Source organism: Achromobacter sp. 2789STDY5608621 (assembly GCF_001299375.1).
Taxonomy (GTDB): Bacteria; Pseudomonadota; Gammaproteobacteria; order Burkholderiales; family Burkholderiaceae_B; genus Achromobacter; species Achromobacter insuavis.
Genome location: NZ_CYTU01000035.1, coordinates 52394 through 66876, shown reverse-complemented (window position 1 = coordinate 66876; position 14483 = coordinate 52394). Strand labels below are relative to the sequence as shown.

The 14483-nt window shown below is 68.7% G+C and carries 10 protein-coding genes; 2 read left to right on the top strand and 8 right to left on the bottom strand.

The genetic code is table 11. The annotated features are described in order from the left end of the window. On the bottom strand, positions 1 to 1359 hold a 1359-nt coding region (locus AOZ53_RS24895; RefSeq protein ID WP_054489767.1), incomplete at its 3' end, for a DEAD/DEAH box helicase. 305 nt (positions 1360 to 1664) lie between these two features. On the opposite strand from AOZ53_RS24895, the gene AOZ53_RS24890 reads away from it, so the two are divergent. After that, positions 1665 to 3137 (top strand): YdgA family protein, encoded by a 1473-nt coding sequence (locus tag AOZ53_RS24890; protein WP_054433681.1) that lies wholly within the window; start codon positions 1665 to 1667, stop codon positions 3135 to 3137. A 151-nt stretch (positions 3138 to 3288) separates the two neighbouring features. Beyond that, on the top strand, positions 3289 to 4728 hold the full coding sequence (locus AOZ53_RS24885) for a YdgA family protein (protein WP_231690682.1): 1440 nt from the start codon (positions 3289 to 3291) through the stop codon (positions 4726 to 4728). Between the two features lie 30 nt (positions 4729 to 4758). Here AOZ53_RS24885 and AOZ53_RS24880 read toward each other — a convergent pair whose 3' ends face one another. The 7 genes from AOZ53_RS24880 to AOZ53_RS24850 all read right to left on the bottom strand — a co-directional run bounded on the left by AOZ53_RS24880 (position 4759) and on the right by AOZ53_RS24850 (position 14406). Beyond that, positions 4759 to 5967, bottom strand: a complete 1209-nt coding sequence (locus tag AOZ53_RS24880) for a metal-dependent hydrolase family protein (protein ID WP_054489763.1) — start codon at positions 5965 to 5967, stop codon at positions 4759 to 4761. Between the two features lie 28 nt (positions 5968 to 5995). Next, positions 5996 to 7723 carry a dipeptide ABC transporter ATP-binding protein gene (locus AOZ53_RS24875; RefSeq protein ID WP_054475252.1) on the bottom strand — a complete coding sequence of 576 codons (1728 nt, stop codon included), beginning with the start codon at positions 7721 to 7723 and terminating at the stop codon, positions 5996 to 5998. Between the two features lie 7 nt (positions 7724 to 7730). After that, entirely contained in the window at positions 7731 to 8657 is a 927-nt protein-coding gene (locus AOZ53_RS24870) for an ABC transporter permease (RefSeq protein ID WP_054433689.1), read from the bottom strand. 12 nt (positions 8658 to 8669) lie between these two features. Further along, the gene (locus tag AOZ53_RS24865) at positions 8670 to 9641 is read right to left on the bottom strand and encodes an ABC transporter permease (RefSeq protein ID WP_054433691.1); all 972 of its coding nucleotides are present in this window, start codon (positions 9639 to 9641) and stop codon (positions 8670 to 8672) included. 154 nt (positions 9642 to 9795) lie between these two features. Beyond that, complete coding sequence (locus AOZ53_RS24860) at positions 9796 to 11403, bottom strand: ABC transporter substrate-binding protein (protein WP_054433692.1); 1608 nt, start codon at positions 11401 to 11403, stop codon at positions 9796 to 9798. A gap of 209 nt (positions 11404 to 11612) precedes the next feature. After that, a complete protein-coding gene (locus AOZ53_RS24855; RefSeq protein WP_054475249.1) occupies positions 11613 to 12983 on the bottom strand; it encodes a GTPase/DUF3482 domain-containing protein in 1371 nt (456 codons plus the stop codon). Next, positions 12976 to 14406, bottom strand: a complete 1431-nt coding sequence (locus AOZ53_RS24850; RefSeq protein ID WP_054433696.1) for a DUF2868 domain-containing protein — start codon at positions 14404 to 14406, stop codon at positions 12976 to 12978. The genes AOZ53_RS24855 and AOZ53_RS24850 overlap by 8 nt, the downstream gene beginning before the upstream one ends. Positions 14407 to 14483 lie beyond the last annotated feature (77 nt).

Genomic DNA, 14483 nt, shown 5'->3' with positions numbered 1-14483 from the left:
GCGCTGGCCCTGGCCGCCGCGGTTGTCGCCGCCGGCGCGGGCCGGCGCCGGGGCGCGGCCGCCGTTGGCGTTGCGCGGCGCGGCGTTGGCCGGGCGCGAACGGGGCGCGCCGGCGTTGCCGCCGCGGCCGCCGTTACGGCCGCCACCGCCACGTGGCTGGCGCGAGTCTTCGTCGCGTTCCTGGCGTTCGAAGGCGGCGGCGCTGGTGGCGGGCGGGGTCCAGTCGGCCACCGGCTTGCGCTCGATGGTCTTCTTGATCAGGCGCTCGATGTCCTTGAGCAGCTTGATTTCGCTGTTGTCCACCAGCGAGACGGCGGCGCCGGTGGCGCCCGCGCGGCCGGTGCGGCCGATGCGGTGCACGTAGTCTTCCGGCACGTTGGGCAGTTCGAAGTTCACCACCTGGGGCAGCTGGTCGATGTCCAGGCCGCGGGCGGCGATGTCGGTGGCCACCAGCACCGTCACGGTGCCGTCCTTGAAGCCGGCCAGCGCGCGGGTGCGGGCCGACTGGCTCTTGTTGCCGTGGATCGCGGCGGCGGTCAGGCCGTCCTTGACCAGCTTCTCGGCCAGGCGGTTGGCGCCGTGCTTGGTGCGCGTGAACACCAGCACCTGGTGCCAGCCGCTTTCACGGATGATGTGGCTGATGAGATCGCGCTTGTGGTGCTGTTCGACCAGGTGCACCGTCTGGGTGACCAGTTCGGTGGCGGTGTTGCGCGGGGTGACCGAGACTTCGCCCGGGTTGTTCAGCACGCCGCGCGCCAGCGAACGGATCTCATCCGAGAAGGTGGCCGAGAACAGCAGGTTCTGGCGCTGCTTGGGCAGCAGGGCCAGGATCTTGCGGATGTCGCGGATGAAGCCCATGTCCAGCATGCGGTCGGCTTCGTCCAGCACCAGGATCTCGACGCCGGACAGGTCGACCGTTTTCTGGCCGCAGTGGTCCAGCAGGCGGCCGGGGGTGGCCACCAGGATGTCCAGCGGCTTGCGCAGGGCGGAGATCTGGGGGTTGATGTTGACGCCGCCGAACATCACCATGGACGTCAGCGAGGTGTGCTTGCCGTAGGTCTGCACCGATTCGGCCACCTGCGCGGTCAGTTCGCGCGTCGGGGTCAGGATCAGGCAGCGCGGGCGGCCGGCCTTGCGGGCTTCCGGCTTGCTCTGCATCAGCAGATGCAGGATGGGCAGCGTGAAGCCGGCGGTCTTGCCGGTGCCGGTCTGGGCGGCGGCCAGCAGGTCGCCACCCTTGAGGACCTGCGGAATCGCCTGGGCCTGGATGGGGGTGGGCGCGGTGTAGCCGGTATCGGCAATGGCGCGCAACAGGGAATCGGCCAGCCCGAGGTCGGCGAAAGAGGAAGAGGTAGTCAAAACAACTCCAGCGGCAGCCCGTCGCTCAAGTTGAGAGACTCCAATCCAGGCGGACGAATAAGGAGAAAAGGGAAGCGCCCCTGAGGGCGAAGCTTGGCGGCGAAATGCCTAGCGGACGCGTGCGGATTGGCAAAGCACGCCTGGCGATTGTAGCCGATGCGGCGCTGCGGCATGCAGCGCGTACCGCCCTTGGTAGTGCGGCGTAACATTTTGCACAAAAAAAGCACGAAATTAGCGTAATCCCTAGGCGGGCCTCCCTATAATCCGAGCGCTTACCTTCACCACCACAAGAATTAAGGGTTGCTATGAAAAAGGCGGCAATAGCGGGTCTGGTCGTTGCACTGGGTGCGATTTGGACCGGCACGGCCTGGTACACCGGCCAGAAGGCCGAAGCGTTCGTGAAGCAGTCGATCGAAGACGGCAACGTCGAACTGCGCAAGATCGGCGAAAAGTGGGGCGTGACCCCCGTCATCGAACTGATGTCGTTCGAGCGCGGCGTGTTCTCGTCGACCGAGCGCTACCGCGTCAAGTTCACGCTGCCCGCCAAGGACGGCAAGCCGGCCGAGGAACGCGAGCTGCAGTTCGTCGAGCACCTGTCGCACGGCCCGTTCCCGTTCTCGAACCTGGCCTCGGGCAAGCTGGCCCCCGCCATGGTCGCGAGCCGCTTCCAGATCGAGGAAACCCCGGCCGTCAAGGGCTGGTTCGCCGCCACCAAGGGCGCCACGCCGCTGACGGGCGCCTATAGCGTCAGCTACGGCAAGCAGGTCACCGGCACGTTCAACCTGGCCCCGGCCGAAGCCTCGACCGACAAGACCAAGCTGACCTTCGCCGGCATGGCCGCCGACGTCGACTTCGACACCAACAGCAAGCACGGCATCCTGGCGCTCAAGAGCGACGGCGTGACGCTGGCCGGTCCGGCCGGCGAGAGCGATATCGTGGGCATGGCGGTCAAGGGCATCACGCTCAACAGCGACCTGACGCCGGGCAAGAACGACATGGCCATGGGCAGCCAGAAGCTGGTCTTCAAGGAATGGACCATCACGTCCAAGACCAAGCCGCCGGTCCTGCTCAAGGACACCAGCATCGCCGTGGACCTGTCCGAGGCCGACACCGGCGTCAACGCCAAGATGGTGCTGGACTTCGGCATGATCAATGTCCAGGAAAAGGACATGGCGGGCCTGCAGCTGGCCATCGGCATGAAGAACATGGATCCCAAGGCCCTCAAGGCCCTGAACGACGTCTATGAAGCGTCGTCGCGCCGCATGATGCAAGGCGGCGGCGAACAGGCCTCGCCCGAGTTCACGCCGGAAGAGCAGCAGATCCTGAAGACCAACGTCGAACTGCTGCTGGCTGGCAACCCCAGCCTGTCGGTGTCGCCGCTGCAGGTGCGCACCGCCAACGGCACGTCGACCTTCAACCTGGACGTGGACCTGGCCAAGCCGGCTTCGACCGACAAGCCGGCCAGCGACCTGGCCATGGAAGCCATCCGCAAGCTCAACGCCAAGCTGGTGCTGTCCAAGGCCAACGTGGCCGACCTGATGGCGATCGAGCCGCAGATGCGTGGTGTGCCGGCCGACCGCGCCGCCCAGACCGCCAAGGGCCAGGCCGAAATGGTCGGCACCATGGCGGTGGCGATGGGCGTGGCCAAGGCGGAAAACGACAACATCGTTTCCTACCTGAACTACGCCGACGGCCAAGTGGACTTCAACGGCAAGAAGATGCCCCTGCAGCAGTTCGTGATGATGGTCATGAGCGGCGCGATGGGCGGCATGCGCTGAGGCGCGGGCCAGACCCCGGCGCCGGCGTGATGCCGGCGCCCTACACGGGCTGCGGCGCCTTCGGGCGCGGCAGCCCGTTTTTCATGCGCGGCGTATGCTGGCGGCTGCGGTCCATGCGGGACCGACGCAAATGGGAAGCGGGACGGATATCATGCGGAAATGGGTAGCGGTGGGTTGCGCCGTGCTGGCGCTGGGCGCGATCTGGACGGGCACGGCCTGGTACACCGGCAAGCAGCTCGAGAACGGCATGGCGCAGTTGGCCGAGAGCGCCGACGCGCAGGCGCGGCTGATCGGCGCGAAGCTGGGCGAGACGCTGTCGGTCGAGCAGCTGTCGTACGAGCGCGGCGTGTTCACGTCGCAGGCGCGCTATCGGCTGAAGGCGCAGCCCTTGGCCAAGGATGGTCCCGGGGCGGCGGGACGCGACTACGAGATGGTGGTGCGCCTGGATCACGGACCGTTCCCGCTGTACCGCCTGTCGCGGGGCCATCTGTTCCCGGCCATGGCCGCCGCCCGCGCGGAGCTGGCGCCTACGCCGTCACTGGAAACCTGGTTCGCCGCCGCGCAGGGCGGCGTGCCCGTGACGGCCGAGGCCGTGGCGGGTTATGGCCGCGATATCGCGGTCTCCCTGGCGCTGGCGCCGGTCGAGCGCGCGCGCGACGCGTCCCGCTTCAGTTTCTCGGGCCTGACGCTGCGGGCCGATGTCGCCGCCGGCGGCAAGCGCGCCACCGTGACGGTCCGCTCGGACCGCGCCGACCTGTTCGAGCCGTTCACCAAGGACGGCGCGAGCCACACGCGCCGGCTGGCCATGCGCGACCTGGCGATCACGTACGATGCGACCCGCGCCGCCGACGAGACCGGCGCCGCCACGACGCGCGCGACCCTCAAGCAATGGACCGTCGAGATCGACGGCGAGCCGGTCACGCTGCGCGACGTCGCCGTGAATCTCGACGCCAGCGGCGCCGACAGCGCCATGCAGGGCAAGCTGGCCGTGCAGGTGGCGGGCATCGACACGCGCGCCGGACAGGTGGCCAACCTGCGCCTGGCAGCGCAGGCGCACAACCTGGACCTGGTGTCGTTCCGCGCGTTCCGCGACACCATGGAGGCTACGAAAGACGGCGGCGGCAGCCTGAGCGACAAGATGGTGGGCGCGGGCCACGTGATGAAATTCCTGCTGGCCGAGCCCGGCTTCTCGCTGGCGCCGCTGCAGGTCGATACCGCCAACGGCAGCGCCACGCTGCAACTGGCGGTGGGCCTGGCCGCGCCGACGCTGTGGAATCATTCGCCGGCCGCGGTGGTCAAGGAGACCGTGCGCAAGTTCGACGCGCGGCTGTCGGTGCCGGTCGCCAGCGTGGCCGACCTGATCGCCGTGCGCCTGCAGGCCGACGGCATGCCCGAGGCCGCCGCCCGCGAGGCCGCGCGCCGGCAGGCCGATGGCGTGCGCGACCGCATCGTGGGCAGCCAGTGGGGGCACCTGGAAGACGGCAAGCTGCTGGCGAGCCTGAACTACGCGGGCGGCCAGGTGGACTTCAACGGCGAACGCATGCCGCTGGAAACCTTCCTGGCCTGGCTCATGTCGCACGGCGTGAAGTAAGGCCCGCCTGCGTCCCGCGGGCCCCGCGCGTCAGGCCGGCAAGGCGCCCGCCACCACGTCGCCGCCGCGCAGCACGGCCACATGGAAGCGGCGGTCGGCGGCCTGCATGATGTCCTTGGTCGGATCGCCGCGCACCAGCAGCAGGTCGGCCACGGCGCCCTGCTCCACCACGCCATGGCCGTCCATGCCCATCAGGTCGTGGCCGCGCGAGGTGGCCGCGACCAGGGCATCGACCGGCGTCATGCCGAACTCCACCATGTAGGCCAGCTCCATCGCGTTGTCGCCGTGCAGGTTGAACGGCGTGCCGGCATCCGTGCCCAGCGCGATGCGTCCGCCCGCCTTGTAGTACATCTGGATCGACTCGCGATGGCGCTGCTCGACCGCGCGCGCCTTTTCCACGGCATAGGCGGGAATGCCGTTGTCGGCGTTGGCGACGATGTTGCGCACCGCCGCGATGGTCGGCACCAGGTAGGTCTCGGCCGCCAGCATTTCGCTCAGGCACTGCTCGTCCATGAAGATGCCGTGCTCGATCGAGTCGATGCCGGCGCGCACCGCGTTCAGGATGCCCTGCGTGCCCTGCGCGTGGCTGGCCGTGCTCTTGCGAAAGCGCTTGGCCTCGTGCACGCCCGCCTTCATCTCGTCGAAGCTGTAGTGCGCGTCCATGGGGCTCACGCCCGGCGTCATGACGCCGCCGGTGGCCATGATCTTGACCAGGTCGCAGCCGGCGTGGACCTGCTCGCGCACGGCCTTGACCACTTCCTCACAGCCGTCGGCGACGCGGCCGATGCGGTTGCCGTGGCCGCCCGTCATGCAGATGATGCGGCCCGAGGCCTTGATGGTGGGGCCCGGGAACACGCCGCGCGCGATGGCGTCGCGCACGCCGAATTCCAGGTAGTCCTTGCCGCCGCAGTCGCGCAGCGCCGTGAAGCCGCCGCGCAGCGCGGCCTGCGCGTTCTCGAGCGCGGTCAGGGTGATCTGTGCCGGGCCCTGCTTCGACATCTGCGTCTGCGGGTCGGCGCCGCCGGTATAGACCAGGTGCACGTGGCAGTCCGCCATGCCGGGCATCAGCGTCATGCCGCCAGTATCGACGCGGCGTCCGGCGAAGCCGGTGAATTCGCCGGCCGGCGCCACGCGCGTCACACGTTTGCCTTCGACCAGCACGCCGTGATTCGGCAGCACCTGGCCGCGGCCGTCGAACACCTTGCCGCCGATGAACAGGGTCTGTGGCGTCGCACTCATGTCTCGCTCCTTGTGGTCTCGCTGGGATTCAGCCGGCCACGTCCAGTCCCTCGCGGGACATCGACTGCAAGCGGGGCATCAGCCCCAGCAGGTGCTGGCTATAGGGATGCTGCGGGTGTTCGAACAGCGCCTCGGTCTCGGCCACTTCCAGCAGCTCGCCATAGCGCATCACGCCGACGCGGTCGCACATCTGGCGGATGACGGGCAGGTCGTGGCTGATGAACAGCATGGTCAGGCCCAACTGTTCCTGCAGGTCCTTGAGCAGGTTCAGGATCTGCGCCTGGATCGAGACGTCCAGCGCCGAGGTCGGCTCGTCGCAGATCAGGAAGCGCGGCCGCGTGGCCAGCGCCCGCGCGATGCAGATGCGCTGGCGCTGGCCGCCGGAGAATTCGTGCGGAAAACGCTCGGCGGCGCGGTCGCCCAGCCCGACCACGTCGAGCAGGTCGGCCACCACGCGGCGCGTCTCGGCCTCGTTGGCCGCCAGCTTGTGGAAGCGGATCGGCTCGGCCACGATGTCCAGCACCCGCATGCGCGGATTGAGCGACGAGAACGGATCCTGGAAGATCATCTGGATCTGGCGCCGGAACGGGTTGAGCTGCTTTTCGCCCTTGAGCGCGGTCAGGTCGGTGCCGCCGAACGTGACCGAGCCGCCGCTGGGCGTATACAGGCCCGAGATCAGCCGCGCCACGGTGGACTTGCCCGAACCGGATTCGCCCACCAGGCCGAACACCTCGCCTTCGCCGATCGAGAAGTTGACGCGCTTGACGGCATCCAGCGTGCGCTGGTTGCGCTTGAGCAGCGCGCTCTTGAGCACGAAGCGCATGCTCAGGTCGCGCACCTGCACCAGCGGACCGTCGCCGCGCGCGCCGAAGTCGCGCCGCTGGCCGAGCCAGTGGGTGGCCAGGTCGAGCGGCTTGGCCGGGGTCTTCACGTCCTCGATGTAGGTGACCAGCGGAAAGCGCTTGAGCTTGATGTCCGGGCGCGGCACGGCCGAGATCAGGCTGCGGGTGTAGGGATGGTCGGGGTCGCCCAGGATCTTGGCGGTGGGCCCCTGCTCGACCAGTTTGCCGTGGTACAGCACCGCCACCCGGTCGGTGACGTCGGCGATCACGCCCATGTCGTGGGTGATGATGATCATGCCGACCTGTTCCTGGCGGCAGAGCTTCTTCAGCAGCTCCAGGATCTGCGCCTGGATCGACACGTCGAGCGCGGTGGTGGGTTCGTCGGCGATGATGACTTCGGGCTCGCAGCACAGCGCCAGCGCGATCACCACGCGCTGCCGCATGCCGCCCGAGAACTGGTGCGGATACTGCTGCACGCGCAGCTCGGGCTGGTCGATGCCGACCTGCGCCAGCAACTGCACCGCGCGCGCCTTGGCCTGGTCGTGCGTCAGGTCCAGGTGCACCAGCATGGTCTCGACCAGCTGGCTTTCGACGGTCTGCAGCGGGTCGAGCGAGGTCAGCGGATCCTGGAAGATCATGCCGATGCGGCGGCCGCGCACCTTGCGCTGCTGCGCGGGCGTCAGCGTGTCGATGCGTTCGCCGTTGAGCAGCACCGCGCCGCCGGCCAGCCGGCCGGGCGCTTCCAGCAGGCCGATCACGGCGTTGCCGATGGTCGACTTGCCGGCGCCGGATTCGCCGACCACGCCCAGGATCTCGCCTTTCTCCAGCGACAGCGACACGCCGTCCACCGCCACCAGCGTGCCGCGGCGGCTGGGGAATTCGATGCGGATGTCTTCGATGTTCAGCAGGGCCATGGCATCCTCAGCGCAGCTTGGGGTTGAGCGCGTCGCGCAGCCAGTCGCCCAGCAGATTGACCGACAGCACCAGCGCGACCAGCGCGATGCCGGGGAAGATCGAGATCCACCACATGCCCGAGAACAGGTAGCTGTTGCCGATGCGGATCAGCGTGCCCAGCGAGGGCGCGGTCGGCGGCACGCCCACGCCCAGGAACGACAGCGTGGCCTCGGTGATGATGGCAATCGCCAGGTGGATGGTGGCGATCACCAGCACCGGACCCATGACGTTGGGCAGGATGTGGCGACGCAGGATGGTGATGGGGCCGATGCCGATCAGCCGCGCCGCCTGCACGTATTCCTTGTTGCGTTCCACCAGCGTCGAGCCGCGCACGGTGCGGGCGTACTGCACCCAGCCCGAGATTCCGATGGCGAAGATCAGCACGTACAGGGCCAGTTCGTCGTGCATGTCGCGCGGCAGCAGGCCGCGCGCCACGCCGTCGATCAGCAGCGCCACCAGGATGGCGGGGAACGACAGCTGCACGTCGGCGATGCGCATGATGAAGCTGTCGACGCGGCCGCCGGCGTAGCCGCTGATGAGGCCCAGCGTGACGCCCAGCACCATCGAGAACAGCACCGAGGCGAAGCCCACCAGCAGCGACACGCGCGAGCCGTAGAGGATCGCCGACAGGATGTCGCGGCCCTGGTCGTCGGTGCCCAGCAGGAAGTCGGCGCTGCCGCCCTCCTGCCAGGCGGGCGGGGTGTTGGCGTCCATGATGTTCAGGGAAGCCAGGTCGAACGGATTGTGCGGCGCCACCACCGGCGCGAACAGCGCGCCCAGCAGGATGGCCAGCGTGACGGCGGCGGCGACGATGGCGCCGGGCGAGCGCTTGAAGCTGTGCCAGAGGTCGCTGTCGGCGGCGCGCGCGAAGAAGGGAGCGATGCGGGCGTTCATGAGGCGGTTCCCTTATTTGCTCTGCACGCGCAGGCGCGGGTCGACGGCGAAATACAGCAGATCGACCACCAGGTTGATGACGACGAACATGAAGGCGATCAGCACCAGGTAGGCGGCCATCACCGGGATGTCCACCATGCTGATGGCCTGGATGAACAGCAGGCCCATGCCGGGCCACTGGAACACCGTCTCGGTGATGATGGCGAAGGCGATGATGGAACCGAGCTGCAGGCCGGTGATGGTGATGACCGGCACCATGGTGTTCTTGAGCGCGTGGCGGAAATTGATCAGGCGCTCCGGCAGGCCGCGGGCGCGCGCGAACTTGATGAAGTCGGCGCGCAGCACCTCCAGCATTTCGGCGCGCACCAGCCGCATGATCAGGGTCATCTGGAACAGCGCCAGCGTGATCGCCGGCATGATCAGCGCCAGCAGGCCGGACTTGGTCAAAAAGCCCGTGGTCCACCAGCCCAGCCCGACCACGTCGCCGCGCCCGAAGCTGGGCAGCCATCGCAGCTGCACGCCGAAGAACAGGATCAGCAGGATGCCGATGAGGAAGGTCGGCAGCGAGATGCCGGCCAGCGAAATCGCCATGAAAGTCTTGGACAGTACGCCGTGGCGCTTGAGCGCGGTGTAGATGCCCATGGGGATGCCGAGCGCCAGCGCCATCACGGCGGACACGAACGACAGCTCCAGCGTGGCCGGCAGGCGTTCTTCCAGCAGTTCGCTGACCGGCCGGCGGTGGCGGTAGGAAATGCCGAAGTCGCCGCGCGCCGCGTTGGCGACGAAATGCGCGTACTGCACCACGAAGGGATCGTTCAGGCCCAGCTGTTCACGCAGCTGATCGCGCTGTTCGGGCGTGGTGTCCTGGCCCACCATGCTGGCGATCGGATCGCCGACATAGCGGAACATGGAGAACGCGATCAGCGCCACCGTCAACATCACCAGCACCGACTGGATCAGCCGCTGCGCAATAAAGGAAAGCATGGTCGGATGCCCTCTGGGTCGGATAACGCCGGGCCGCGTTGCCGGAGGCGGCAAGCGGGGCTGGGCCGGGCGCGCCCGGACGGCTGGCGCCGTCGCGGGGGTCGCATCAACACAGCGCCGCGCACGCCCTGCGGCGTGGCGCGGCGCCTGGGGACTACGGCAGGACCACGTCGCGCAGGTCGAGCACGTCGTCGGCGCGCTGGATGACCTTGATGTTGTCCTTCACGCCCCACGACATCGGCTGCTGGTGCAGCGGCAGGTAGCCGAAGTCGCTGCGCACGATGCCGAAGGCTTCCTTGATCATTGCGTTGCGCTTGGCCTGGTCGGTCTCGACGCCGATCTTGGCGGTGAGGTCATCGACCTTCTTGTTGCAGTAGCCGCCCAGGTTGAACTGGCCCGCCGCCGTCTTGGCGTCGCGGCACGCGGCCAGGTTCAGCAGCGTGTTGTGGGCGTCGGTCGAGCTGGGCGTCCATCCCAGCATGTACATGCTGGTCTGGTTGCCGGCCTGCAGCAGGATCTTGCCGAAATACTTGGACTTGGTCTGCGCCAGCAGGTTGATCTTGATGCCGACGCGCGCCAGCATGCCAGCCACTGCCTGGCAGACCTTCTCGTCATTGACGTAGCGGTCGTTGGGGCAGTCCATGGTCACGGAAAAGCCCTTCGGGTAGCCGGCCTCGGCCAACAGCTTCTTGGCGCGTTCCGGGTCCGGCTTGTAGGGCGCGCCGAACGATTCGTCGTAGCCGTTGATGGCGGTGGCGATCAGCGAGCCCAGTGGCTTGGCCGCGTTGCGCATGATCTTCTCATTGATGGCCTTGGTGTCCACGGCCAGTACCACCGCTTCGCGCACCTTCGGGTCCTTGAAGGGGTTCTTGCCCTTCACGTCCGAGAACAGCAGTTCGTCGCGGTCCTGGTCCATGCCGATGAAGATGGCGCGGGCCTCGGGCGCGGTCAGCGGCTTGACGCCCTTGGCGTCTTCCAGGCGCTTCCAGTCCTGCACCGGCACCGGCTGCACCAGATCCATCTCGCCGGAGATCAGCGCGGCCACGCGCGTGGCTTCCTGCGTGATCGGCTGGAAGATGACTTCATCGACGTTGGTCTTGATGTCCTTGTTCCAGTAGCCGTCGTAGCGCTTGAGCACGGTCTTCACGTCGGGCTGGCGCGACACCAGCATGAACGGGCCGGTGCCGTTGGCGTTGAGGTTGGCGTAGTTGCCCTGGTTGTCGCCCTTGACGTTGGTGGCTTCGGTGGTCTTGTTCTTCTCCGACCACGTCTTGCTCATGATGTAGAGGAACACCCATTCGCGCGGCAGGATCGGGTTGGGCGTGGGGGTGGTGACCTCGATGGTGTAGTCGTCGACCTTCTTGATGTCGGAGGCCTTGGCGCCGTAGCCCTTCATGTCGGAGCCCGGCGTCAGGCTGCGCTTCCACGAGAAGATCACGTCATCGGCGGTGAACGGCGAGCCGTCGTGGAACTTCACGCCCTTGCGCAGCTTGAAGACCCACTTGGTGGGCTCGGGGTTTTCCCAGCTCTCGGCCAGCAGCGGCGTCAGTTTCAGGTTGCCGTCGTAGCCGGCCAGCGTTTCGTAGATGTTGCCCTGGAAACCCAGCGTGAAGGTTTCGTTCAACGCCATCGGGTCCATCGATGTGGCGTCGCCTTGATAAGACCAGTGGAAGGTCTTGGCGGCCGCGCCGGCGCTGAATGCCAGCGAGGCCGTCAGCGCAGCTGCCAGCGCCGCTTGCTTTAGGTGGGGAAAAGTACGCATAGCCCTCATGCTCCGTAATGCGCGGATAGCGCGACAGAAGTGATAGGGCCCGGGCCCACGGGGAGCCGGGGCATGGCGTTGCTGCTACGAGGAAAGGCGGTTCACGATAGATCCAACCCCTTGTGATTGTCATGGCGGGATGGACCGCACCGATGCAAAACGAATCTTATAGAGCGATTCGTTTAAGCGTCAATCGGTTTGGATTGGGGTTAGTACTTGCTTGCTTTCGCCAATTCGCGCACCACCTGCTTGCGCCGTTCGCTGTCTTCGTGGCCAGGCGCCAGCGCCGACCATTCGGGGCGGCTGCGGGCTTCCTTGAGCGCCTCGGGCAAGGGGCCGCTGCGCAGCGCATCGTCATCGGGACGGTCCAGCCGCAGCGGCGCGCGGGCCGCATGGCCGCGGCGTTCGAGCGCGTCGATCAATTGCCGCTGGCGCAGCGCCAGCAGTCGCAGCACGGCGTCGTCGACGCTGATCTCGCGCCAGCCGCGCAGCTTGCCGGCGACGCGCTTGCCGAGCTTTTCCACGCCCTGCCACAGGCCGCCGGCGGCGGCGCCGATCAGCATGCCGGTGCCCAGGCTCAGGCCGGCGCTGAGCAGGTCCACCGCCGCGCCGGCCATGGCCCCCGCGGCCGCGCCCATGCCGACCTGCACGCCCATGTCCTTGAGCGCCTGCGGATGGAACAGGTCCATGCCCCAGCGTTCGCCCTGCAGGGGCAGCGCGTCGTCGTCGAAATCAGATGAGCGGAAGTTGTAGAGCGCCAGCAAGGCGCTGACGCAGGCCTGTTCGCGCTGCCGCACCTGCTGGCGCAGTTGCTGCGCGGTCGCGGCCAGCGCCGCTTCGTCGCTGGCGCTGGTCAAACGCAGCGCGGCGACGTCGACCAGCAGATCGGCCAGCAGCTCGCACGCCGCCTCGTGGCGTTCGCGCCGCTGGCGCGCCAGGCTGTCGGCCAGTTGCGCCAGGGTGCCGGCGTGACGGTCCAGCAGCACGCCGAGCTTGGCGTAGAGCTGCTGTTCGCCATCGAGCGGCGGCGCGACGGTGTCGAACTCGACCGCCGCGTGCAGCCCAAGGCGCGCCAGCGCGTCGCGCCATTCGCCGGCGCGGTGCGCGGGCGCGTTGACGAAGTTCAGCACCGGCAGCAAGGGGCGGCCGCAGGCAGCCAGGATGGCCAGTTCGTCGCGATGCTTGCCCAGCACCGGATCGCGCGCGTCGACCACGTACAGCGCGGCGTCGCAGTCCAGCATCTTCCTGAGCACGCGCGCTTCCTGCTCGTAGCGGCCGTGCGCTTCCGGGGTGTCGAGGAAACGCTGGATGCGCGCCGGTCCATCGAGCCGTTCGCCGGGCTGGGTGAGGCGTTCCAGGTACTCGAGCAGGGCGATGCTGTCTTCCATGCCCGGCGTGTCGAACCATTCCAGCACCGGACGGCCGTCCAGCCGCAGGCGCGCGCCCTCGACGTGACGGGTGGTGCCGGGCTGGTCGGCCACTTCCCCGAAGGTGGTGTCACGCGTCAGCGTGCGCAGCAGGGAGGTCTTGCCGGTGTTGGTGTGGCCGACCACGGCGATGCTGATGAGCGGCTCACGCATCGCCATGCTCCAGCCAGGCCAGCGGCGCGCCGCCGGGGCCGATGATGGCGCCGGCCTCCAGGCCCAGGGCCGCCAGGCGCTCGCGCCAGACGGGTTCGCGGCTGTCGGCGGCGGCGGGCGCGCGCAGCCAGACGCGGGTCTGGCCGGCATGCGCGGCCAGTTCGGCGATCAGCGCCAGCGTGCCGCGGTCGGGCGTCTGGCGCGCGTCGCAGGCGATCAGGAGGCGCGAGGCGGCGGCTTGCGACAGCGCGTCCAGCAGCCGATTGCGTTGCTCGCGGGTATCGAGGTTGCCGGCCATGCGGATGGCGTCGGGCAGGCCGGCGGGCGGCCAGTCCAGGTCTGTCGGCAGCTCCAGCCCCAGCAGCACGGGTTGGCCGCCCATGGCCGCCGGGATCGCCGATTCGACGCGGGGCTGGTGCAGCGGGTCGACCGGGCGGTCGATGCCGGTGGATTGGGCCGGCGGCTCCAGCCGGTCGCGCAGCGCCGCGTAGCCGGCCAGCGCGGGATCGATGCGCAGGCCGCGCAAGGCGCGCCGGGCGACGGCGACGCATGCCAGCCACGCCACCAGGCGGGGCAGGATGCCGTAGGTCACCAGCACGCCGATCAGCCACCACGACCACTGCACCTGCGCGTCGGCCCCCAGCGCCTGGACGCCGTCGCTGGCGCGCACCATGGCGGCGTCGGGCAGCGGAAAGCCCAGGTGCGCGGGCAGCCAGCCCACGACCTGCGTCAACCAGACAAAGGTGTCGGGCGCGAGCAGCGTGGTGGCCCAGATGAAGCGGTAGCTGGCGGTGGTCAGCAGCGCCAGCAAGGTCGCCAGCGCCGCGCCCAGGCCGGCCAGCCACAGGCCGTGGCTGACCGCGCCGAACAGCCCGCGCAGCGCGCCGGCGCGGGCCAGCAGGTTGAGCAGGGCCTGCGGCACCAGCGCGCTGTCCGGGCCGCGCGCCAGCTTGCGGGTGGCCCACAGCCAGAGGCGCCCCAGCGGGGTCATCGCGGCCGGCGTCAGCAGGAAACTGGCCAGCCACAGCAGGAAGGTGAGCGCGTGCAGGCCGAGCAAGGCGCCCAGCGCCCACAGCACATTGACGGGACGGGCGCCGTCGCCCAGCGCGCTGGCGGCCACGCCCGCGCCGGACAGCAGCGCCAGCAGCAGCAACACGGCCAGCACGGCCCAGGCGCTGCGGCGCCAGCCGTCCACCAGCGGCGCCAGGTTTTCACGTTGCGCCAGGTGCTGCGCGCGGGCCAGGATGCGGTCTGGCAGCGCGACGTCCAGCTGGCGCACCTGCCGCACCACGGCGGCGTCTTCCAGCGGGCCCCAATGCGCTTCGCGCAGCCGGATCAGCTCGGCCAGCCAATGCGCGCGCAGCGGCAAGGGGCGGGAGGCGTCGGGGACAGCGGAAACGTCGCGGGTAATCGGCGATGGCATCGCGGGCGGGGCAGGCGATCAAGGCCGCGAAGGGCGGTGCGCCATTGTAGACCGGGCGCGCCGGCTGGGCCGGCGCT